Source organism: Psychrobacter sp. TB67, from assembly GCF_000511065.1.
In the GTDB taxonomy this organism is placed as follows: Bacteria; Pseudomonadota; Gammaproteobacteria; order Pseudomonadales; family Moraxellaceae; genus Psychrobacter; species Psychrobacter okhotskensis.
Genome location: NZ_AYYA01000083.1, coordinates 46,353 through 68,150, shown reverse-complemented (window position 1 = coordinate 68,150; position 21,798 = coordinate 46,353). Strand labels below are relative to the sequence as shown.

The following is a 21,798-nucleotide window of genomic DNA, read 5'->3' as shown; positions in this document are numbered from 1 at the left end:
GCCTACTCCTCTACTAGCGCATGAATAAGTGTTTCCATTTGCATGGAACGAGAGCCTTTGAACAACACCGTACAAGGCTCAGCCTGTTGCGCTTGCAAGTAAGACTGTAAATACTGCAGCAGACTCTCTTTATCAGCGAATGCATGCGCACTAATCTCAGAAATCTCTTGCGCCCCAGCCACAGTATAAGGCGCGTACTCACCAACACATAGCAGCACATTGATGCCTGTGGTTGCGATAGTACGACCCAAGCTTTGATGCTCGCTCACCGCCGCCTCACCCAATTCAGCAATATCTCCTAGCACCATCACCTGCGTACCAGTTTGCGCCGCCAATACCTTAGCAGCGGCGCGCACTGAATGTGGATTGGCATTATAAGTATCATCAATCAGGCGATGCATACCGAGCAGCTGACTGTTCAAGCGGCCTTTAGCGGGACGCGCATTCTCAAGTCCGATTACAATGTCATCGACGTCGATATTCAAGGCATGAGCACAAGCCGCCGCCGCCAAAGCATTATTGACGTTATGCTCCCCTGCTAGTGGCAAGCTAATATCATGGACTTGGTTGCCAATGTGTAGCTTAAACTCACTGCGCTCAGGCTCGACATCTAAGTGACTGGCGCTGACATCGGTATTACCAAAGCCAATGACATGTGAGGTATGCTTTTCAGCAATACGGCGTAATTGATTGGTAAAGTCATCTTTATCTGGAACGATCGCAAATTGTGCATCATTCAAGGTATGATAAATCTCTGCCTTGGTCTGGCAAATCCCTTCGCGGCTACCAAACTCACCCAGATGCGCCGTGCCGATGTTCAGAATACAAGCCACATCCGGACGGACAATCTCAGTGGTATAGGCAATCTCACCAATATGATTGGCGCCCAACTCTAAGATGGCATAGCGATGGTGATCGGATAATTCGAGCAGCATCATCGGTACACCCAAGTCGTTATTGAGATTGCCACGAGTGATGAGCGTCGGTGCTAATCTGCCGAAGATACTTCCAAGCATCTCTTTACAGGTGGTCTTACCACTAGAGCCAGTAATAGCAATGACGGTTAAATTTTGATGCTGTTGACGACGATACGCAGCCAATTGCCCTAGCGCTAAACGGGTATCGCTCACGACTAGCTGCGGGATATTGGTAGAGATTGGCCGTGAGACGATAGCAGCAACCGCACCTTGTTTCATAGCAGTAGCGATATAATCGTGACCGTCAAAATTGTCACCCTTTAAGGCCAAAAAGATATCACCGGATTTTATCGTGCGGGTATCAGTGGCAATGCGCGTGCTCGTAACATCATTGCTCGATCCTGCTTGTTCTTCACTTAGCTGTCCTGCATCTAGCTGCCAGTGACTATCAAGCGCCGCTGTTGCTGTAAGCAGATTACCTGCCTGCCAGACATACAGCCCTTGCGACTGTATGGTGTTATCGTTGTCGGCTGTCATAGTAGTGATTACCTTATATGATGATTACTTATTTTTTATAACTGCATGTTAAAACTTATAAATATTATTAAAAATTAGTGTTGCTAAACACTCAGACAGCACTTTTTTATACGCGGCCAGCATGCTCTAGGGCGTTTTGTAAAATAATACTGTCGTCAAAATCATAACGGACATTATTGATTTCTTGATAAGTCTCATGACCCTTGCCAGCGATGACCACAATATCATCGGCAGCCGCTTGATTGACGGCATATTCAATCGCTTTTTGCCGTGCTGGTTCGATATGGGTACGCTGATATTGCTCCGCACTCATACCTGCTTGCATATCTTGCAAAATCGCCTGTGGATCTTCAGTGCGAGGATTGTCTGCCGTTAGAATCACTTGATCCGCGCCTGCCAGCCCCGCTTGCGCCATCAATGGGCGCTTGCCAGCATCACGGTCGCCACCGCAGCCAAATACCGCCCATAATTGACCCTTACAATGGGTTTTAAGACTGGCTAATACCTGACTTAAGGCGTCGGGCGTATGCGCATAATCAACGATAAAACAACCATCATTAGATGGCACACGTTGCATACGACCTACGGCACCTTGTAGCTGTGGCACGACTGGCGCAATACGCTCCAAACTGATCTCTAAAGCTACGGCAGCTGCCATAGCCGCAAGCAAATTCGCCACGTTAAAACGTCCAAGTAATGGACTGACGATATCTAAATTATTAACGTTACCATCGCCAAAATCTGTACGCAGGCTAATCTCGACACCTTGTAAGCTGGGCTTAATTTTAGCAGCGACAAAGGTAGCCGTTTTTGTAGCATCCAAACTATAGGTCCAAACCGTCAATTCACTAGCATGGGCGGTATCCAGCATAATCTGCGCATGCTCATCGTCGATGTTGACAATGGCGTGAGTCAAATCTGGGAAGTGTGCTTTATCAAACAGTTTGGCTTTGGCTGCCGCGTACTCTGCCATATCGGCATGATAGTCTAAGTGGTCACGGCTAAGATTGGTATAAATTGCCACCGACACCGGCATGCCTTGCAAACGCTGCTGATCCAAACCATGTGAGCTGGCCTCTAACGCCAGTAGCTGTGCCCCTTCGCGACCCATTTGATATAGAAATTGCTGAACCGCTAAGGCATCGCCCGTGGTATGACTGGCTTGTACCAAAGTGCCAAGCCTACCATTACCTGCCGTACCCATGACGGCGCTGCTCATGCCAGTCAGCTGGGTTAATTGCGCCACCAGTTGACTGATGGTGGTTTTGCCATTGGTGCCCGTCACCGCCACCACTGCTGGTAATGTTACGGGCTGCTGATGCTGCAAACGCGCTTGAATTAAGTCACCCAAAAAGTCACGGATGTTGGGCGCGTATACGACGGGGCAAGGCAAGGAATCTAATTGCTGCTGCGCCGTAGCTTGAGCATTATCAATCAATTCAATATTAGCATGTGGCGGCACATTAGCCGTGGCAAGCAAGGCGATAGGATCGATTTCTGATAGGATAAAAGCCGCATTTTTAGCGGCTTGATAAAGGTAATCACGGCTTTTTTGGCAGTTTGGTGTATGGCTCTTTAGTAGTACAAACACGTCATTTGACGCTACCTGACGGCTGTCTAAACGAAACTGCTGAAACGGTAAATTGACAAGCGTAAGTCGTTGATTGGAGGCTGATTGGTTCGTTAATGTTTTATCTGCTGCTATTCTCATTGCTGATAATGCCTGCGCTAGATGATGACTATTACAATTGCTAGCATTTATAAGCTGTTGCAGGGTAACAGTGGCACTGGTCAGCGATGAGTTGAGCATGGTCATGAGCAAATCCTAATCGGTTAAAACAAATCAAATCATTAATAGCTGAATACGTAAATATCCATATCCATGCCTACTGGGCTTCAGTTTTTAAGGGTTTATCTAATGGCACATTATAGAGACGTAGCGCTTCTTTCATGACGTTATGGAATACGGGCGCCGCTGTCAGACCAGCATAATGCAGCCCTCGAGGGTCTTCTACTAAGATAACACCGACCAGTCTTGGGTTTGATGCTGGTGCCATGCCCGCAAAGACGTTGCGATACTGATCGGTATAATAACCACCTTTTGGGTTGATACGACGCGACGTCCCTGTTTTACCCGCCACTCGATAGCCATCAATCGCCGCTGCTTTGGCGGTACCACCCTCTTCGGTGACGCTCTCTAACATCTGGACAATAGACATGGCTTGTTCGTGCGCCATGATGCGTTTGCTTGGTTGTACTTTGTCGCTCTTAACCAAGGTTAGAGGATGCATGACTCCGCCTGCCGCTAATGCCGAATAAGCCTGCGCCACCTGCGCTACAGTCGCCTCCATACCATAACCATAACTGATCGTTGCACGACGCGAGGTCTCTTTTTCTTCCGGTGTAACCACAAGCCCACTGCCTTCCGCTGGGAACTGTAGCGGTGTCTTTGCACCGAAGCCAAATTGCTTTTGCATATTGGTAATGGCATCAGCGGGCAAAGATAAGGCTATCTTGGTCGAGGCCACGTTACTTGATTTTTGTAGGAGTGTGGCAAGATTGATGGTGCCCAAATTATTATGATCACGAATGGTATAGCCACGCACACGAATTGAGCCCGGATTGGTATCAATTAAAGTAGTCGGTGTGTATTTGCCCGAATTGAGAGCCGCAGCCACGGTAAATGGCTTCATGACTGAACCCGGCTCAAATACATCGAGGAGCGCACGGTTACGCTGGTTTTCACCAGTCATCTCATTCAGGTTATTGGAGTTAAATGATGGCCATGTCGATAGTGCCAACACTTCGCCAGTTTGTACATCGACGACCATACCAGTTGACCAGCGCGCTTTTTGCACACGTCCTACTTTCTCTAGTTCTTTATAGAGCAGATACTGTAGACGCGAATCAATGGTCAACGCCACATCTTTGCCAGGTATTTCTGGCTCAATCTGTTTAATCTCTTTTAGGCTGTTTTGTTTGGCGTCTTTGAGTACCAGTACTTTACCATCATCACCCGCCAGCTCTTTTTCGAATTGACGCTCTATGCCTGCCCGTCCTTCGTAACCACCTTCAGGATCGTTGGCATTTTGCCCCATAAAACCCAACAGCTGCGAGTTTGGTTGTGGCTGCGGATAATAACGCTGAAAGAAGTTTTTCTCATACACGCCGGGGAAGTCAAGCGAGCTGACACTTTCGGCTATTTCAGGCGTGACTTTGTTGAGTAGTGGCAAATAATGCGAGCCTGCGCCCGATGGCAGGGCGGCTTTTACCGCTTCTTCATCAGTCACATCAATACTGTCATCGACAGAAGTGACTTTCTTTAGCTCACTGACCGGAATGTTGGCGGCCGCTGCCAGCCGAGTCAGATCCATATTATCCAGACGTTTTTGCATACGCGCTTGTAACTGTGGACTATTCGGATTGGTAATTTTGATACGTTTAAGCTCATAGTATTCGCGCGAATAATCATGCGGACTAAAGGAGACAGTCGCAAGCGGCGCACTAACAGCTAAGGGTAAATTATTGCGATCGGTAATCATACCGCGATAGGATTTTTGCGTCCGTACGCTGGTGATAAGCTCGTCACCTTTATCTTGATAAAACTGTGCGTTAGCCACTTGGATATAGTAGGCACGCCCTATCAGTAGCGCCAACACCACAAGCGCCACGCCCCAAACGGTACGGAATCGGTTTTTGTCATACTCAAAGCCGCCACGAGAGGAGGCACCAGTAGCCTTATTAAATACAATTTTTTTACGGTTTTTAACACTGGTATACGCGCCTTGATCTTCATTCTTTTTGAGGCGACCAAAGAGCTTGGCTTTGCGATTGTCTGAAGATTTGCTGTCAGTTTGCCCAGATTTGGCAGCACTGGCTCGGCGTAATGGTTTGGTTACTTTACCACTGGCGGGTTTTTTGCTGGGGTTTTTTGCTGATGTTTTACCACCATTGGCGTTTGGCTTTTTATCACTCATTGTCCTGCCTCCGCAAGATTGGCGTCGCTCACGGGAGCATCGGTTTCGACAACGTCTGAATCATTGGCTCTAATCAGCTCTGCGCTAGTTGGCTGGGCTGGTGCCAATGCGACGGCCGCACCCGGCTGAATGATCAGCTTATCCTTAAGAGTGGGTGAAAACATACCAAGCTCGGCAACGGCGCGACTGGCAATTTGCGGTGTGGCACTAAAGGTTTGCTGTTCAATTAATAGGCGCTGGTGCTCAATTTGCAGTTTGCGTTCTTGTTTTTTCATGCCTTGCAAGGTTCTATAATCCTGATGATATTGCTGCACTTCCTCAGCCGTTTTGATACCGCTCCAGACGATGGCTGCTGCCAATAGCAACAACACCGCCACATAAATGCTGACCACATTAAAGCGGCGCACGAATAGCTCGCCAACATCAGTGGTATTGGCCATTGCGGCGCGACGGTTTGCAGGTTTGTCAGATATTGCCATGACGATCTCAAAAAAGTAAACTTCAAATATAAAAGAGCGGCGACTGTATAAGGGTTATGAAAATCTCATCCCTGATCAGTACCCTCAATAAAAATAAAATCAAACGCGCTGTGCAATGATAGCCGTAAAAACCCGCTATGATTGACCTTTACTCTACAAGCTATAATCAAAATATCCTAAAAATGCGATGCTATTGCTGATATCAATTTTTTGTCGCCTCTGTCTGCGCAGGCACAGCAAGCCAGAAAAATAGATATCAGCAGTGCGTGATGGTTCGATATTACTTTTTACTGACTATAACTGTCTTCTACTCTAAGCTGACAAAGAAAATAATAGCTAATGGTCATCGCTAAATTAGCGCAGACATAAACAAAAAACTAGCTGCTGAGCCTAGCAGATAATATTTACAGCTTTTTAACAGTTGCGTAAACATTAAGACATTTAGTCACATCCACTAAACAGCATACTAGGGTGTGTCCTGAATTCAACTGATAGCGATCTAAATGGGCTAAAAACGCTTTTACTGCTATAGCGTCTGTTGATACTCAGTATCGGTACGAGTCGCCATGCGTAACCATGCGCTACGTGAGCGTGGATTTTGACTCACCTCATCTTTGCTAGGGCCCACGCGTTTTGGCTTGCTAAAATAACGCGGACGCTTAGGCGGCATCGGCAAATTCTCGTCTTCTGGATACTGCCCTTTACTATGACGCTGCAAAAATTGCTTAATGCGGCGATCCTCTAATGAATGAAAACTAATGACTGCCAGCTGCCCGCCTGACTTTAGAATCGGGATGCTTTGTGCTAAAAAATCATCGACATCGCCAAGCTCATTGTTAATGAAGATACGCATCGCCTGAAAGCTCTGCGTCGCTGGATGCTTACCACGCTGCCAGTTTGGATGCGCCACTTTTATCACTTCTGCCAGCTCAAGTGTGGACTCAAAACTGTCCATCTGCTTAATTGCACGTGCAATACGACGGCTGTGACGCTCTTCGCCAAACTCATAAAGCACATTGGCTAAGGTTTCATCATCGACTTTGGCAAGCCATTCAGCGACGGATTGACCACGACTGGTATCCATGCGCATATCGACCGCACCATCGCGCATAAAGCTAAAACCGCGACTACCATCATCAATTTGCGGTGAAGAAATGCCCAAATCTGCCATCAGACCATCGACCTCAGTGATACCCATAGCGGCTAAGCTGTCCGTCAAGGTCGCAAAGCTGTCATGCACCACTTTTACGCGACTATCGGTATTTGCTAGTTCGCGCGCCACACTAATGGCTGTTGGGTCTTTATCAAACACAATCAAGGTGGCATCGTCAGCCAGCTGGCTTAATAGCAAGCGGCTATGGCCACCACGGCCAAAGGTTGCATCGACGTAGATGCCGCTCATTCGTAAGCTGCTTTGGTTGTCACTGTTTTGTCCTGCGTCGCCGGTTTGCTTGGGCAGTGATTTGACACCCAACACCGCCGCGACCGCTTCTTGTAGCAGCACAGCATCGTGGACAAAACTTAATTCATCCGACACTTTATGGCCTTGACTAGAATCTTGCGCAGAAATGTCTTCCACAGAAGATCGGCTAACCACTGACTCAGCGCTATCGGTAGCAGCAGGACTGGCGTTAACATTTGGCTTTGGCTTAGATTTTGATAATGACACAAACAACTCAGTAGATGACGACCATCGTGGCCAGTAATAGTAAAAAATCGGATGAAAATAAACAAGTTATGACTTACCTAGCATTATTATCGCAAGGATACACTGGTAGTCAAGCGCTAGAAGGGCTTTTCATTAAAAATATCCCATCTCTCTGTTATACTAGCGCTATATTTTACGCTATTTTTCTACCTTGACGACTATTGTTTCATCCGTATTTTTTGTTCAAAGCTTTGATTAGCATTTTTCACTGCCCTATTCATTAACTACCCTATTCTGAGATTTTTATGATGCAACCATCGACTTCTACTAGCGGCACACGCCCTGTTCGTACCCGCATTGCACCCTCACCGACTGGCTTTCCTCATGTCGGCACTGCTTATATCGCCCTATTTAATTTAGCCTTCGCTAAAGCCCATGGCGGCGAATTTATTTTACGTATCGAAGACACCGACCAAACACGCTCAACGGAGCAATCTGAAAAAATGATTTTGGATGCGCTGCGTTGGGTCGGCCTTGACTGGGCGGAAGGTCCAGACATCGGCGGTCCGCACGCGCCTTATCGTCAGAGCGAGCGTAGCGATATTTACAAAAAACATGCTGAGCAGCTGATAGAAAACGATCATGCGTTCCGCTGCTTTTGTACCAGCGAAGAGCTAGATACCATGCGCGCTGAGCAAATGGCCAATGGCGAGACGCCACGCTATGACGGTCGCTGCGCACATTTAAGCTCTGAAAAGGCTCTTGGACTTGTTGCAGCAGGCATGCCTCACGTGATTCGTATGCGCGTGCCAAGCGAAGGCGTCTGTCAGGTACAAGACATGCTACGCGGCACCGTTGAGATTCCTTGGACGCAGGTCGATATGCAAGTGCTGCTAAAAACCGACGGTATGCCGACTTATCATTTAGCCAACGTTGTCGATGACCACTTGATGGATATCAGCCATGTACTACGTGGTGAGGAATGGCTGAACTCTGCACCGAAGCATCAGCTACTTTATGAGTATTTTGGTTGGGAGATGCCGGTGCTTTGCCATATGCCACTGCTGCGTAACCCAGATAAATCAAAATTGTCTAAGCGTAAAAACCCAACCTCTATCACCTATTATCGTGATGCTGGCGTACTACCTGAAGCTTTGCTGAATTACCTTGGACGTATGGGCTACTCCATGCCTGACGAAGCAGAAAAATTCACCTTGGACGAGATGATTGCCAGCTTTGATATTCAGCGTGTATCGCTTGGTGGCCCTATTTTCGACATTGAGAAACTTAATTGGGTCAATAGCGAATGGCTACGTGCACTTACTCCTGAAGAGCTAAAAAATAAAATACTCGACTGGGCAAGTAATAGCGATAAATTAACGGCTATCGCAGCAGCCATTCAGCCACGTATCGAACTACTGTCTGATGCAGTCAATTGGGGCGGCTTTTATTTCCAAAATCTCCCAGATATTAATGCCGAAAGCTTCACCCATAAGTCATTGACACCTGAGCAAATTATCGAGATGCTTCAGCTGTCATTATGGCAGCTAGAAGTCTTGCCAACGTGGTCAGAAGAAAATATCTACGCCACTTTAAAAGGGCTTGCGGCTCATCTCGATATTAAGATGCGTGACTTTATGGCACCGTTCTTTATCGCTATCGCTGGTAGCACCTCATCGACACCCGTCATGAACTCTATGGCGATTATCGGTGCTGATATGACGTTGACGCGCTTGCGTCATGCGGTTGATGTACTAGGCGGCTTGGGTAAAAAGAAGCTTAAAAAACTAGAGAAACAAGCGGCTGAGTTGCCAGACTTTTTGGCGGCTGAATAGTTTAGTTAGAACGTTCACTCTTGAAAAGCTACTTCAAATTTAGGCCCATAAGGGAAATCCTTTAAAAAGAATTTTCAATACTTCATTTAGATAGGACGCGAGTTTTGCAATAGCAAGGCTCGCGTTTCTATTTTGAGACTTGAATAAAGTTTATATTTAGAACAATATAAAGTTTTTTACATAATCTTTCGGTAGTAAGCGGTATTGAGTTACTCTCAAGCGAGCGTGACATCCCAGATGTCGATAATAATAAGCTAATTCATGAGCCTATCAAATAAATTCTCAGTATCAAGTTTTCTCATCATTGTGGTGTTATGCCTTCTGCAAGCTGGTTGTCTGCGCAAAGAAAGAGTAGACCCATGGAGCGAAGGTGAGCTGGTTACTTGGATGTTCAACGAGAATTTTATTGTCAAACTTGAACTAGGGCAAAGACGAGAGCACGTACCTCCTACTAAACTTTCCTATAATCCAGAAAATGAAATGTATCTTGGACAATTCCCTCTTGATTATCAGCCAAAAAAGTATGCGCTTTTAACTGAGTCAGAAGCAAAGCAAATACCCATTAAACGAAGAAGCTCGTTTGATGGCTTAGAGTTTAGTCTCATGCTAAATGGGTCAACTATCCAACCAACTGATAGAAGCGGTATGATAACGGGTAGCTTAGATCATCTTGATCAGGTAAAAGTCAACATAAAGGAAACTGATCGTGACTCCTCCTATCTGACCACCGAGCAAAACTATTTAAAATATTCACCGCTCGAAAATAGAAAGTATGACCCGACAATGTCGGATAAATACGGCATGCAATGTCATAAACTGGAATATCGCTATCAATGTTTCGGAGAATCTAATAACCCTAAAATATCTGGATTAGTGGTTGATATTTGGGATTCTGAACCTAAAGTGAGCGTCAGCTACTCTGAGCTTATTTATGGAGGAATTGAGTTATCATGGTATGTGCATAAGGATAATCTGCACCAGTGGAAGGAAATAGACGCTAATATATGGCGACTATTAGAGGCTTGGAATGTCTCACCTGTTATTAAAATCCAGCATCTTATAGATAATCCAAGAGAAGATTTGTCAAAGACTGATACACCAAAAGCCAAAACTGGTGAAATTTTTACGCTTGAAGTCACACCAAAACTGATTGTTAGTGTTAAAAAGGATGAAACCAACCCTTACAATCGAAAGTCGTCGGGGAATTTTTTGGGTCAATTTCCAATCGAATTCATACCTTCTAAGCCAGCTAAGAGCGACATTAAAGAGGTTAGAACTCCGACCTTGAATGACTCGCTTAAGTTTGTCCTCTTTCGTAATGGTCTCAAAGACCACTATATACGGTCAGGACCTTCACCCAATCGTGTAATGGTTAATGTAACAGACAGTGCAGGCATAACTAACCCTGTTTTTTTGTCAGCAAGAGCAAAAATCAATCATTTATTGAAACACGCTATTATCATAACAGACACGAAATTCGTTAAAAATAATTTGGAATGCTATCCGAAGGAACATGGGGATTTATCTTGTATTGGTCAGCCAAAAGACCCAATTTTATCTGAAGTATATTTGACTGCTGACCCTATTCATGATGGTGAATTATTTATTATACGCAGTCGTTCAAGTTCTAATAGATATAGCGGTATCATTGTAGAATGGTCTACTGTAACTGACTCTTATGAGGACTGGGAAGAGATAGAAGAAGCTATTTGGCATTTGCTTGATGAGATCAATGTAGCGCCTTTAGATAAGATTGAAGACAGTAGTAATCAAAACCCCACTATATTATTGGATAACAAGTAAACTGATTCAAAAATAACTAAAACCCACTGAAGACTGCCTCCTCTTTACGTTAGTATCAGCATTTAAAATTTAACTGGAATAAACATGGCCGTTAAAACCGTCACGATAGAAAGCAAAGATTATGTCTTTAACACCCTCAAAGAAGCACAGAAATATTATGATGCCATCGTAAAAGAGCTTTATGATGCAAAGCTTACCCTTACCAAAGGTCAAGACTTTGAAGATCTAAAGTGGATATATACGACTTACTCTGATTATAATAAATCAGCGCGATTAAATGAGTCTGAGATTATAGGCTTTAAAGGTATCAGCACAGTACAACAAAAAGGCGGGCAATATATCCCCACAGAATGTGCTGCTATTGTTTTTTTAGATGGCACCGAAGAAGAATTCTTTACCGATAAAGCCATTAAAGAGATTGCTAGTCAGCAAAATCCACGCTAATTTAGGCTTATTAAGTAGCTAAATCCGCTTTAAACGCTTTTTTTCGCATATTTATCGATTATTTTGAAAATAGCGGTTGACAAGACTGCTGCTGTTACCTAAAATACGCACACTCTTAGCGAGGGGCTATAGCTCAGTTGGTAGAGCACTTGCATGGCATGCAAGGGGTCAACGGTTCGACTCCGTTTAGCTCCACCATACTATTTACGACAAAGCTCAGTTTACTGAAACTTTAGAATGAATACTCGCTAGTAGGACGATATCAGCACCTAGGCAAGGCTTGCTCTATTAATAGATAAGCTCTCTGATATTGTGAAGTACCGTTGTAGCCATTTGGTTATGACACTCTATGCGTCCCCATCGTCTAGAGGCCTAGGACACCGCCCTTTCACGGCGGTAACGGGGGTTCGAATCCCCCTGGGGACGCCACTATACGGCGTCACTTATTAGCACTTTTTCTTAGTACCTTTAAGCATCAGGTAAGACTAATAAGCGAACAATAAAAAAGCCCAGTCATCATACGGCGACTGGGCTTTTTTACGTCTGTCGTTTTTATAATGGCTTGTTGCAACTTACTTCAAATATAGTCAATCCTATATAACTCAGATACGGTGTCAGTCTCGCTTAGCCTACTATTTGCAGTACTTTCACTCGTCTTCCTTGTATCCAAATTATATTGAACCGACTATACCATTCATCGCTTGAGCGTTTATCGGACAAACCTTTAGCCTGTCCGATAAAGCAGTTTACGACTTGACCAAGCCTTTTAATGACAAGTTTAATGATAAATAAGTGCCAAACAAGATCACGACTGAACCAATGATCGCGCCGATATCCAGTGCTTCGCCAAGCAAGATATAACCAAAAAATATCGCAAAAATAGGGATAACCAGCGTAATACTGGTCGCGCGCATCGGGCCGATATTTTTGATCAACTGGTTCATAAAGATGAGGGCAATGGCGGTCGAAAATACCCCGATACAGATCACCGATACCCAAGCTTGCAGGCTGATACTTGTGCCATAAGGGAATTTGTAGACGGCAATCGGCGTCATCACCACACTAGCGATAATGAGGGAGCCTGCCGTAATCGCAATCGGGGAGATATCCTGTAAATAATTTCTGGTGATATTTGCCCCTATCGCATAACCAACACTGGCAAATAGCGCATAACCCATCGGTAGCAACGCTGAGCCTAAATCCGTCCCCAAGCCCTGCCCCTGCTCACCAAATAAGTTCCCACTCATGAGGATAATCACCCCAACCAGACCAATGACCAATCCTAGCGTTTGCCGCTTGGTCAGTCTTTCTTTAAAGAACATACTGGCGATAAAGCCGCTCATCATTGGTACAGAGGCATTAAGCACCGCCAATACACCAGCGTTCACCGTCTGCGCTGAAAAGGAAAATAACACGAATGGAATGGCAGCCGAGAACAGCCCAACGATGGTTAGCACTTTGTAGCTTTCTTTGATACCTTTGCGGTTTTTCGCACTCATTAATATAAAAATAAGCATGGTCAGTCCAGCAAATACCACGCGCAGGCTGGCAAATGCCAACGAGCCAAACTCAGGGACACCCACCCGATAAAATATAAATGAGAGCGACCACATAAAGGAAAGCGCAAAGAAGGTAATAAGGTCGCGTCTGGTCATGGTGTACTCAATTTGGCTGGCTATTTATTTAGCGGTGTTAAATGGGTTGGCTAAGTCATAAAAAATATTGTGATCATAACGTTTTAATGGCTTCAGAGATGCTGTTTTTATGTGTTTTTGCAGGATAGATATCAAGAAATAGGCAAGACTTCTTGAGTTTTGGCAAGACGAAAATTTGAATGTAGCGCAGGTTTGTAATGATTGGGATAACTTGGTTTGAATGAGATTGGTTTGAACAAGATTGATTTTATGGATGTCCGGCGTGATAGGATTTGACGAAAGATGGGTGTTCTTGCTAATTCAACTTAAGCTCACTACTATCTACCCTATAAAAAACTTATAAAATATATAAACACTCTATAACATAGGGATATCTAGAGCCATCAAAGGGAGGTGCTTGTTGTGTTTGGTATTGAAAATTATCTAGGATTTATCGCTGCCGCCATTTTATTAAACCTAACACCTGGTTCGGATACCATGTACATCATTACTCGTAGTGTCTCACAAGGGCAAAAAGCTGGGTTTTATTCAGTACTAGGCGTGACTTCCGGTGCGTTGATTCATACTTTATTAGCGGCGCTAGGTCTATCAGTATTATTGGCCAATTCCCCAATAGCATTTATGATCGTCAAATATATTGGTGCCAGCTACTTGTGTTATTTAGGCTTTAAGATGCTAACAAGTAAACAAGCACCTTTGATAACGAATAACGTGCAAGACCACAAAAACATTGCAACTATGAAGCCTTTCAATTATTGGCAGATATACAAACAAGGGGTGCTCACCAATACCTTTAACCCCAAAGTGGCTTTGTTTTTTGTCGCTTTCTTTCCTCAGTTTATCGACCCCAGTTATGCTCATAGCATGTTGTCATTTTTGGTATTGGGGCTGACCTTTGCCACCACGGGTTTGATATGGTGCTCGTGTTTGACATTATTGGCGTCAAAGTTCAGCGAAAACCTAAGAAAAAACCCTGCCATTGAGTCTGTCTTGAACAAAATCAGCGGTGTCGTATTTATGGGACTGGGCGTTAAATTGTTGACTGACAAAGGTTAAGCAAGTTGGAATAAAGAGTAGAGGACATAAAGTATTTAAAGAGAATTGGAATGAGAACTTCAGATAATTCAATGAAATAAACTTCCCAATACTTACTTATTCCTTCTCACCCAATAAAAAAGCCCAGTCCCCTATATTAAGGAGACTGGGCTTTATATGATTCTAACTTTAATTAACCATTAAGCAGCGTCTTTACTCTCTGCTGCTAATTGGCGTAGTACATAGTGCAACACGCCGCCATGACGCACGTATTCGCGCTCTTTTGGCGTTTGTAGACCGACGTTAACCTCAAAGGTTTCAGTTGAACCATCAGCGCGAGTAGCAGTGACTTTGGCAGTTTTGCTCTCACCATTATCGAGACCACTAATGCTGATGACTTCTGAACCATCAAGCTTGTAAGTCTCAGCGTTTTCACCTTCTTTAAAGGTCAATGGCAACACGCCCATGCCCACTAGGTTCGAGCGGTGAATACGCTCAAATGAGCTGGTCAATACCGCTTTGACACCGAGCAAAATAGTACCTTTGGCTGCCCAATCACGGCTAGAACCAGAACCATACTCCGCGCCGCCAAGAACAACGAGCGGACGCTTGTCTTCTTTATACTTCATCGCGGCATCATAGATGGCCATTTCTTCACCATCTTGTAGCGTCGCGCTGTCGCCCTTGAAGTAATAAGTATAGCCGCCTTCCTTACCACCCATCATGGTATTTTTGATACGGATGTTGGCAAAGGTACCACGAGTCATGACCGCATCATTACCACGGCGTGAGCCATAGCTGTTGAAGTCCGCCTCCATCACACCGCGCTCTTGCAAGTACTTACCTGCTGGTGAGTCTGGATCGATATTACCTGCTGGCGAAATATGATCGGTGGTGATGGAATCACCAAACAGACCTAGGATACGCGCGCCTTCGATATCAGGGATACCTTCTGGCTCCATGGTCATACCATCAAAGAAAGGTGGGTTTTTAATATAGGTCGATCCTTCATCCCATGGATACAATTGGCTATCCGCTGAACTAATTGCGTTCCACGCTGCACTGCCGTCGAACACTTCGCCGTAGTTTTTGCGGAACATATCAGCATCGATATTGTTGGCAATCAGCTCGTTAATTTCTTCCGAAGTTGGCCAGATGTCTTTTAGGAATACATCATTGCCATCTTGATCCTGTCCGAGCGGATGAGTCGTCAAGTCAATATCAACAGTACCTGCCAATGCATAGGCAACGACCAATGGTGGTGAGGCTAAGTAACTGGCTTTGACATGCGAGTGAATACGACCTTCAAAGTTACGGTTACCAGACAGTACCGCTGCTGCGACTAAGTCGTTTTCTTCAATGCCTTTTTCGATCTCTTCTGATAATGGCCCTGAGTTACCGATACACGTGGTACACCCATAACCTACTAAATAGAAGCCCGTTTTTTCTAGCTCATCCATCAGATGAGTTTTCTCAAGATAGTCGGTGACCACTTTAGAACCCGGTGCAAGCGATGTCTTAACCCAAGGCTTGGCTTTAAGACCTTTGGCAGCAGCTTTTTTGGCCACTAGACCTGCACCAATCATTACTGCTGGATTGGAAGTATTGGTACAAGAAGTAATAGCAGCAATAACTACCGACCCGTCTCGTAACTTGTGTTGTTTGTCATTGATGCTGACATTTGAGAAGACATTGTTTGCTGGCGCATAACCTGCATTATCATCACTAGTATCAACTTCGATATTCGGCTCAGCCGCCAAGTGTTCAGCTTGCTCTTGCTCGCCGCCTTCTTGATCAAAGCGTACTTTACCTTCAACTTCCGACTTGCGATCTTTGGTCATTTTTTCTAGTGTTTCGCCAAACTTCTCATGCATATCAGACAAATTAATACGCTGCTGTGGCAAGTTTGGACCAGCAAGTGCTGGCTGTACTGACGATAGATCTAGTTCTAATTTGCTTGAATAAGTCGCCGCAGGTGTATCGGCATCGTGCCATAAGCCTTGCGCCTTAGCATATTTTTCGACCAGCTCAATCTGCTCTTCGTCGCGGCCTGATAGACGCAGATAATCAATCGCCATTTGGTCAATTGGGAAAATACCACAAGTTGCACCATATTCTGGTGACATATTGGCAATCGTCGCACGATCGGCAAGCGGCATGCTGTGCAGGCCTTCACCGTAGAATTCGACAAACTTACCAACCACACCATGGGCACGTAGCATTTCAACCACACGCAATACCAAATCCGTGGCGGTGACGCCTTCGGTCAATTTACCCGTCATCTCAAAACCAACGACTTGTGGAATCAACATCGATGATGGCTGTCCAAGCATGGCAGCCTCTGCTTCAATACCGCCCACGCCCCAACCAAGCACGCCAATACCATTAATCATGGTGGTATGACTGTCAGTACCAAACACCGTATCAGGATAGGCAGTAAGCTCACCGTTGACATCAGCGGCCATCACCACACGCGCTAAATACTCAAGGTTAACCTGATGGACAATACCGGTCGCTGGTGGTACGACGACAAAGTTTTCAAAGGCGTTACGACCCCAATGCAAGAACTCATAGCGCTCATTATTACGCTTAAATTCGATCTTTTCATTCAAATCTAGCGCATCTTCGCGGCCATAAGCATCGACTTGTACCGAGTGATCGACGACCAATTCACTGGGAATAAACGGGTTAATTTGCTCGGCTTTACCACCCAGCTCAACCACGGCATCACGCATAGCGGCCAAATCGACGACCGATGGCACGCCAGTGAAATCCTGCAAGACGACACGAGCAGGCATAAAGGCGATTTCTTTTGACGCCTCAGCACCTGCGTCCCAATTGGCGACAGCTTCGATGTGGTTTTTGCCCACAGACTGACCATCATCTTCGTTACGCAGTAGGTTTTCTAATACGACTTTCATGCAATATGGCAGCTTACTGATATTGCTATAGGTTTTGGTTAGCTCAGGCAGGCTGTAGTAGGTATGTTCCTTGCCATCGACCGACAAGGTGTCTTTTACGTTAAAGATATCACTCATGGTAGCTTCCTTATCTACTGGGTAGATTGTTATGAATTTATTGTTATAACTGGTGGCTAGATTAACTGTGAATTTATGAGCTTAAAGAAAAAAGGCTGATAAAATTTGCATCGACTGACCACTGGAATCAAAGAAAAAGATAAATAGTGTTTCCGTCGTTTATAACGAGTCCCCTTCACCATAACAAATTTCGAGCCCTTTGTTAACGCCTAGACGGTGTCAAATCGTGGCACAATCGTAAACGTAACAGCCGCTTAGCGGTTTATTAATAAGGTGTTCAATGATTTTTCACTTTTTCTTTTGACGGCGACCATGACGAAACACATAGTTATCTTCATAAAAGCTCATATCAGCATTTTCTGCCCAAAAATGTGGCACGCCCAAAATAGGCAAGGGAGCCAGCTGGCGCGGTGTGACATTATCTTGTGACAGCAATTTATCCATATATTGAGCAATTTTGCCATCTAGATAGACCATGCGTGCAGATAGCGGCAAGGCAAAAAAATCTTGCGGCACAAGGATGACGATACTGTGCGCACATAAAGGTTTGCGCGGTTTTATCAATTGCTCAAGCAGTGCATGACCAAAAACATAAACCGCAGCCCGAGACTGACTATTCAGTTGTTGTGGATTGTCCCACTGCGCGCGCGGCTCTATCAAACTTGCCTGCCAATCGAAATTAATCAAAGCCTCGCCAATACGCGGCTCAGACGTCACTAGTACCGCCCCATTTTCATCGAATACGGTGATGGTATCGCGGACACGACCTCGGCTAGCGCCAATCCCCTGCTGGGCAATCTCTACCATATGATAATAATTAAGCAGCGCTTTAGTCTTTGGAAAAGTCAGCCAAATACTGCCGTTAAATAAATCATGCAAGTTATCACGTGTCGGAATCTTACCACTAGTGCCAATAAAGCTTTCGTATGCTTCGCCTTCTGACAACGCCTCTTGTGAAACAAAGTTTAGCGCATGTGCTTGATTGTTTTGCGTGGACTTAGTGGTAGGTAATTGGCTTTGCAAATGCTCACTTTGCTGGTTTAACGCTTTGTTTAAAACCTTAGCGATCACGTCAGGCCGACTCTTTAGTTTAGCTTCATTAGAGCCCTCAACTTCATGAGAGCCTTCAGCATTGTTAAAGCCTTCAGCGTTTGCCCCACCGAGCTGAGCGATGGCGTTACTGATATAGTCCAACTGCTGCAAATGAGCCAGCCACGGCACTTGCCAATCAATCTCAGCAAAGCTTTTGTCAAGACTGCTGTCGCGTGTAGACAGGCTTGTAATAGGCGCTTCAGAAGAAGCTGTTGAATAAGGTTTGGCAGGTAAATCAGTGGCGGTCATGTTCACTATCTCTATTAGACGTAGGGCTTGTCTATGGTATCATAGAGCGCTTTTTTGCTGCTAGATAGGCGGCTCTAAACACCCTCCTTAGCGATATTTTATGGCAAATCTTTATGGCAAATTTTAATACCCACTTAAATGTCGCATTCATGGCCAGTGGTACGCTCAGCTTGACGGTTTATAAAGCGGGATTGATCGATGATTCAGGGTTTTTGATGTGCGTGGCGCTCGGTACCATCGGTGGGCTGTTGCCTGATTTGGATTCTGATAATTCGACACCGATTAAGCTGGGTTTTAATATTATCTCGTTTATATTCGCCTTTGGTCTGGTGATGCATTGGCGCAGTGAGCTGAGTTTACTGGCGCTCATTGCGCTATGGTTAGCTGGCTACGGCTTTATGCGTTATGTGGTTTTTACCGTTTTTACGAATATGACCGTGCATCGCGGTGTGATTCACTCCGTGCCTTATATGGCAATTTTGGGTTTGGGGCTGACTTATTTAAGCTACTACGTCTTGCACCTTCCACTGACGGCAAGCTGGTTTTACGGTTTATTTTTATTCGGTGGCGCGCTAGTGCATTTGACATTGGACGAGTTATATAGCGTCAATTTATCCGATATGAAAATGAAGCGCTCATCAGGTACAGCGATGAAGTTTTATCAGCCTAAAGATAAATGGTGGTATTTATTACTATATACACTGCTCGCCATGTTGGTCTATTTTGCCCCGCCGTTTGATGCGTTTTGGCAGCAGCTGCGTGACCCAGCACCATGGGCACAACTAAAAGTTGGCATATTGCCAGAACTAATAAAAAACATGCTGCGATAAAGATACGGTAAAGCAATAAAACCCAAGCAAAAATGAGAATAAAACATGCAACCTAATCTACACGTTTGCCCTTGCCAAATTCATCCATCATCAAGCGCTATCAGCTCACCACTACTGTATAAAGATTGCTGTCAGCCTTATCATGAGGCTGTTTATAATGATGCTCTTTATATTGGTGAGGTTGGCAAAGCAGATGGTATAAAAGCGGAGACAGCCGAACGTCTCATGCGCACGCGCTATAGTGCCTTTGTGTTGATTAAGCCAGACTATATCGTCAAGACTACGCTAACCGCGCAGCAAGGCTTGCTAGATATCAAGGCGATTGAGTCTTGGGCAAAAGAAACAGATTGGGCAGGATTAGAAATCGTACAGCACACGCCAAAGCTGGGTAAATGCCATTCGCAGGTTGAGTTTAAAGCCTATTTTAAGACGAATGAAGATTTGCAAGCACATCATGAGTTGTCTGCTTTTGTAAAAACAAAAAACAAAGCTGATAATGATGCGAGTTGGTATTTTTTAGATCCGACCGTTGCTATGTCTATCACACAGAAACAGCCGTGTATTTGCGGGTCAGGTGAAAAGTTTAAGAGGTGTTGTGGGGTGTACTTGAGTTAGAAACTAAATTAGTTTTCCTTCGTAAAGAGTATATAGCTTCTCAAGCTGCGGCAAGTGCTTGTCATTAGATAGCAATTCGATATCATTAACCTTAGCCGTAGCAAAATGAAATATATCAAACTGACGTTTATCAATATTTTTATTGACATTATTTTCGTTGGCAATAAATTTATCTAGTCGGTATAAGTCAGCAGCTAAATCTGCGACATCTTGACTTATATCTAAAGTGGTGAGCATGTTCATCACGTTAACATATCTTTTAACCTCGTCATCTCCTTTCTTCCATAAAAAGTATCTTAGAAACTCATAACGGATGAGTGGTGTGATGACTACTTCGACGTTATTTGAAGCTATTTCAGCACGTAAGGTCTTTAATTTTTGCAAAAGATTAGCGTCATTTTCGTCAACCTTACCCTCTAGTAAATAAATTAAATAATTGGCATCAAGCAATAGTTCTCTTTCACTCATCATTGCCCTGCCTCTAGTTGTTTAATTTTTTCATCTAATAAACTTATAAGCATCTGCTTTGCTTCTGCTTGCTGTGGCGCATTATCTCGCGCTAACTTAAGCTGATTAATATCAATATCAAAAGCATCTTTTAACAAGTCTATAAATGCGGCATTATTAGGATGATTTATCAGTTCCGTTTTTACTACGCCATCTGCTTTATCACGGTATAACTCATAAGCTTCACCATGTTGTAATTGGCTCAAAACAATTGCGGAGTGAGTAGTGATATAAAAGGTAGTATTAGGGAATAGACGTTTCAAGGTAGGAATAATAGTCGCTTGCCATTTGGTATGAAGATGGCTTTCTATTTCATCAATGAAGACCACCCCTTTGACATGAGCGATATTGGTTTCATTAGTGAAATAACTGTAACCTGCGATAATGGACTGCATGATTTTTAGTATTGAGGCAAAGCCACTAGATAATTCAGACAGCTCAGTTTTCTGTTCAGCTACCTTGATAAATACGCGATTGCTACCTGATATTTCAAGAAACTTACTATCAATTCGTTCGTCTACTTTGTTAAGTAAATTTAGCAGTGTGGTGATTTCAACTTCGCGATTATCTTCGGCAGTTTGGTAAGGGTTAGCAGATTGAGCACGCTGAATTATCCATTGGTTTAATAGTTCACCCATTCCTAAACTATGCATTTTTTTATTATTCAAAGTCGAAAAACTTTCATCAATATACTTTTTTAAACGTGTATCCCGAGTACCAATGTTCTTATTTACATCTATTTCTTCATAATCAATGGTTCCACGATTCAAAGCACCAATCATGACTACAGCTGAATTATGACTTTCGAAGCCCTTTAAGCTTTTATCAGAGATATGATTAAATATACGTCCATCAGAAATTATATTGTTAAATGCAAATAGTTCGTCACTCATAATATTGGCATAAAGGAGTCCGTTGGTAGTGAAGCATAGAGTAAACAAAGCCTCCAAACACTTCGTCTTGCCGATACCGTTCTCACCAATCAGACAATACACTCTTTGCTCAGGCTCAAAGCTAAGATGTACATCACCGACACCTACTAGCTGTTTTATTTGAATGTCATTGCCTAACATGGCTTCACCTAATTTTTATTAAACTATTAATTTCATAGTGGAACAACCAATTTAAAAATACAAG

At 44.2% G+C, this 21,798-nt stretch carries 16 protein-coding genes and 2 tRNA genes; 8 read left to right on the top strand and 10 right to left on the bottom strand.

What is annotated here, in order from left to right; translation table 11 throughout:
* Positions 1-2: 2 nt before the first annotated feature.
* From W293_RS0115130 to rsmH, 5 genes are all read right to left on the bottom strand, one after another.
* Positions 3-1,454 carry a UDP-N-acetylmuramoyl-tripeptide--D-alanyl-D-alanine ligase gene (locus tag W293_RS0115130; protein ID WP_025653231.1) on the bottom strand — a complete coding sequence of 484 codons (1,452 nt, stop codon included), beginning with the start codon at positions 1,452-1,454 and terminating at the stop codon, positions 3-5.
* Positions 1,455-1,560: 106 nt separating this feature from the next.
* Complete coding sequence (locus W293_RS0115125) at positions 1,561-3,270, bottom strand: UDP-N-acetylmuramoyl-L-alanyl-D-glutamate--2,6-diaminopimelate ligase (RefSeq protein ID WP_025653230.1); 1,710 nt, start codon at positions 3,268-3,270, stop codon at positions 1,561-1,563.
* Between the two features lie 70 nt (positions 3,271-3,340).
* The gene (locus W293_RS0115120) at positions 3,341-5,431 is read right to left on the bottom strand and encodes a peptidoglycan D,D-transpeptidase FtsI family protein (protein ID WP_025653228.1); all 2,091 of its coding nucleotides are present in this window, start codon (positions 5,429-5,431) and stop codon (positions 3,341-3,343) included.
* Positions 5,428-5,910 carry a cell division protein FtsL gene (locus W293_RS0115115; protein WP_037025050.1) on the bottom strand — a complete coding sequence of 161 codons (483 nt, stop codon included), beginning with the start codon at positions 5,908-5,910 and terminating at the stop codon, positions 5,428-5,430. Before W293_RS0115115 ends, W293_RS0115120 begins: the two co-directional genes overlap by 4 nt.
* A gap of 526 nt (positions 5,911-6,436) precedes the next feature.
* Positions 6,437-7,480 (bottom strand): 16S rRNA (cytosine(1402)-N(4))-methyltransferase RsmH, encoded by a 1,044-nt coding sequence (rsmH, locus tag W293_RS0115110; protein WP_407074196.1) that lies wholly within the window; start codon positions 7,478-7,480, stop codon positions 6,437-6,439.
* Between the two features lie 383 nt (positions 7,481-7,863).
* Here rsmH and gltX point away from each other — a divergent pair, with 383 nt between their 5' ends.
* The 5 genes from gltX to W293_RS0115080 all read left to right on the top strand — a co-directional run bounded on the left by gltX (position 7,864) and on the right by W293_RS0115080 (position 12,069).
* A complete protein-coding gene (gltX, locus tag W293_RS0115100; protein ID WP_025653223.1) occupies positions 7,864-9,393 on the top strand; it encodes a glutamate--tRNA ligase in 1,530 nt (509 codons plus the stop codon).
* Positions 9,394-9,654: 261 nt separating this feature from the next.
* On the top strand, positions 9,655-11,196 hold the full coding sequence (locus tag W293_RS0115095; protein ID WP_025653222.1) for a hypothetical protein: 1,542 nt from the start codon (positions 9,655-9,657) through the stop codon (positions 11,194-11,196).
* Positions 11,197-11,280: 84 nt separating this feature from the next.
* The gene (locus W293_RS0115090) at positions 11,281-11,640 is read left to right on the top strand and encodes a hypothetical protein (protein WP_025653221.1); all 360 of its coding nucleotides are present in this window, start codon (positions 11,281-11,283) and stop codon (positions 11,638-11,640) included.
* Positions 11,641-11,762: 122 nt separating this feature from the next.
* Positions 11,763-11,838 (top strand) — tRNA-Ala (locus W293_RS0115085).
* 155 nt (positions 11,839-11,993) lie between these two features.
* Positions 11,994-12,069: transfer RNA gene (locus W293_RS0115080), tRNA-Glu, on the top strand.
* Between the two features lie 317 nt (positions 12,070-12,386).
* Here the strand turns inward: W293_RS0115080 and W293_RS0115075 are convergent.
* On the bottom strand, positions 12,387-13,295 hold the full coding sequence (locus W293_RS0115075; RefSeq protein WP_025653220.1) for a DMT family transporter: 909 nt from the start codon (positions 13,293-13,295) through the stop codon (positions 12,387-12,389).
* Between the two features lie 402 nt (positions 13,296-13,697).
* Here W293_RS0115075 and W293_RS0115070 point away from each other — a divergent pair, with 402 nt between their 5' ends.
* Positions 13,698-14,351: a LysE family translocator gene (locus W293_RS0115070; RefSeq protein WP_025653219.1), complete on the top strand. Its 654-nt coding sequence runs from the start codon at positions 13,698-13,700 to the stop codon at positions 14,349-14,351.
* Positions 14,352-14,530: 179 nt separating this feature from the next.
* On the opposite strand, the gene W293_RS0115065 is transcribed toward W293_RS0115070, so the two are convergent.
* The gene (locus W293_RS0115065) at positions 14,531-17,368 is read right to left on the bottom strand and encodes an aconitate hydratase (RefSeq protein ID WP_025653218.1); all 2,838 of its coding nucleotides are present in this window, start codon (positions 17,366-17,368) and stop codon (positions 14,531-14,533) included.
* A gap of 288 nt (positions 17,369-17,656) precedes the next feature.
* Positions 17,657-18,709, bottom strand: coding sequence for a DUF3025 domain-containing protein (locus W293_RS0115060; RefSeq protein WP_025653217.1), 1,053 nt, complete (start codon positions 18,707-18,709; stop codon positions 17,657-17,659).
* A 113-nt stretch (positions 18,710-18,822) separates the two neighbouring features.
* Here W293_RS0115060 and W293_RS0115055 point away from each other — a divergent pair, with 113 nt between their 5' ends.
* Together W293_RS0115055 and W293_RS0115050 are read left to right on the top strand one after the other, a co-directional pair.
* Positions 18,823-19,539, top strand: a complete 717-nt coding sequence (locus tag W293_RS0115055; RefSeq protein WP_025653216.1) for a metal-dependent hydrolase — start codon at positions 18,823-18,825, stop codon at positions 19,537-19,539.
* A gap of 45 nt (positions 19,540-19,584) precedes the next feature.
* Positions 19,585-20,154 (top strand): YchJ family protein, encoded by a 570-nt coding sequence (locus W293_RS0115050; RefSeq protein ID WP_025653215.1) that lies wholly within the window; start codon positions 19,585-19,587, stop codon positions 20,152-20,154.
* 3 nt (positions 20,155-20,157) lie between these two features.
* Here W293_RS0115050 and W293_RS17100 read toward each other — a convergent pair whose 3' ends face one another.
* Together W293_RS17100 and W293_RS0115040 are read right to left on the bottom strand one after the other, a co-directional pair.
* Positions 20,158-20,625, bottom strand: coding sequence for a type II toxin-antitoxin system VapC family toxin (locus tag W293_RS17100; protein ID WP_025653214.1), 468 nt, complete (start codon positions 20,623-20,625; stop codon positions 20,158-20,160).
* Positions 20,622-21,734 carry an AAA family ATPase gene (locus W293_RS0115040; RefSeq protein ID WP_025653213.1) on the bottom strand — a complete coding sequence of 371 codons (1,113 nt, stop codon included), beginning with the start codon at positions 21,732-21,734 and terminating at the stop codon, positions 20,622-20,624. Before W293_RS0115040 ends, W293_RS17100 begins: the two co-directional genes overlap by 4 nt.
* Positions 21,735-21,798 lie beyond the last annotated feature (64 nt).

Coding starts and splice junctions, on each gene's coding strand:
- W293_RS0115130 (WP_025653231.1), bottom strand. CDS start 1,454: ATGACAGCCGACAACGATAACACCATACAGTCGCAAGGGCTGTATGTC.
- W293_RS0115125 (WP_025653230.1), bottom strand. CDS start 3,270: ATGACCATGCTCAACTCATCGCTGACCAGTGCCACTGTTACCCTGCAA.
- W293_RS0115120 (WP_025653228.1), bottom strand. CDS start 5,431: ATGAGTGATAAAAAGCCAAACGCCAATGGTGGTAAAACATCAGCAAAA.
- W293_RS0115115 (WP_037025050.1), bottom strand. CDS start 5,910: ATGGCAATATCTGACAAACCTGCAAACCGTCGCGCCGCAATGGCCAAT.
- gltX (WP_025653223.1), top strand. CDS start 7,864: ATGATGCAACCATCGACTTCTACTAGCGGCACACGCCCTGTTCGTACC.
- W293_RS0115095 (WP_025653222.1), top strand. CDS start 9,655: ATGAGCCTATCAAATAAATTCTCAGTATCAAGTTTTCTCATCATTGTG.
- W293_RS0115090 (WP_025653221.1), top strand. CDS start 11,281: ATGGCCGTTAAAACCGTCACGATAGAAAGCAAAGATTATGTCTTTAAC.
- W293_RS0115075 (WP_025653220.1), bottom strand. CDS start 13,295: ATGACCAGACGCGACCTTATTACCTTCTTTGCGCTTTCCTTTATGTGG.
- W293_RS0115065 (WP_025653218.1), bottom strand. CDS start 17,368: ATGAGTGATATCTTTAACGTAAAAGACACCTTGTCGGTCGATGGCAAG.
- W293_RS0115060 (WP_025653217.1), bottom strand. CDS start 18,709: ATGACCGCCACTGATTTACCTGCCAAACCTTATTCAACAGCTTCTTCT.
- W293_RS0115055 (WP_025653216.1), top strand. CDS start 18,823: ATGGCAAATTTTAATACCCACTTAAATGTCGCATTCATGGCCAGTGGT.
- W293_RS0115050 (WP_025653215.1), top strand. CDS start 19,585: ATGCAACCTAATCTACACGTTTGCCCTTGCCAAATTCATCCATCATCA.
- W293_RS17100 (WP_025653214.1), bottom strand. CDS start 20,625: ATGATGAGTGAAAGAGAACTATTGCTTGATGCCAATTATTTAATTTAT.
- W293_RS0115040 (WP_025653213.1), bottom strand. CDS start 21,734: ATGTTAGGCAATGACATTCAAATAAAACAGCTAGTAGGTGTCGGTGAT.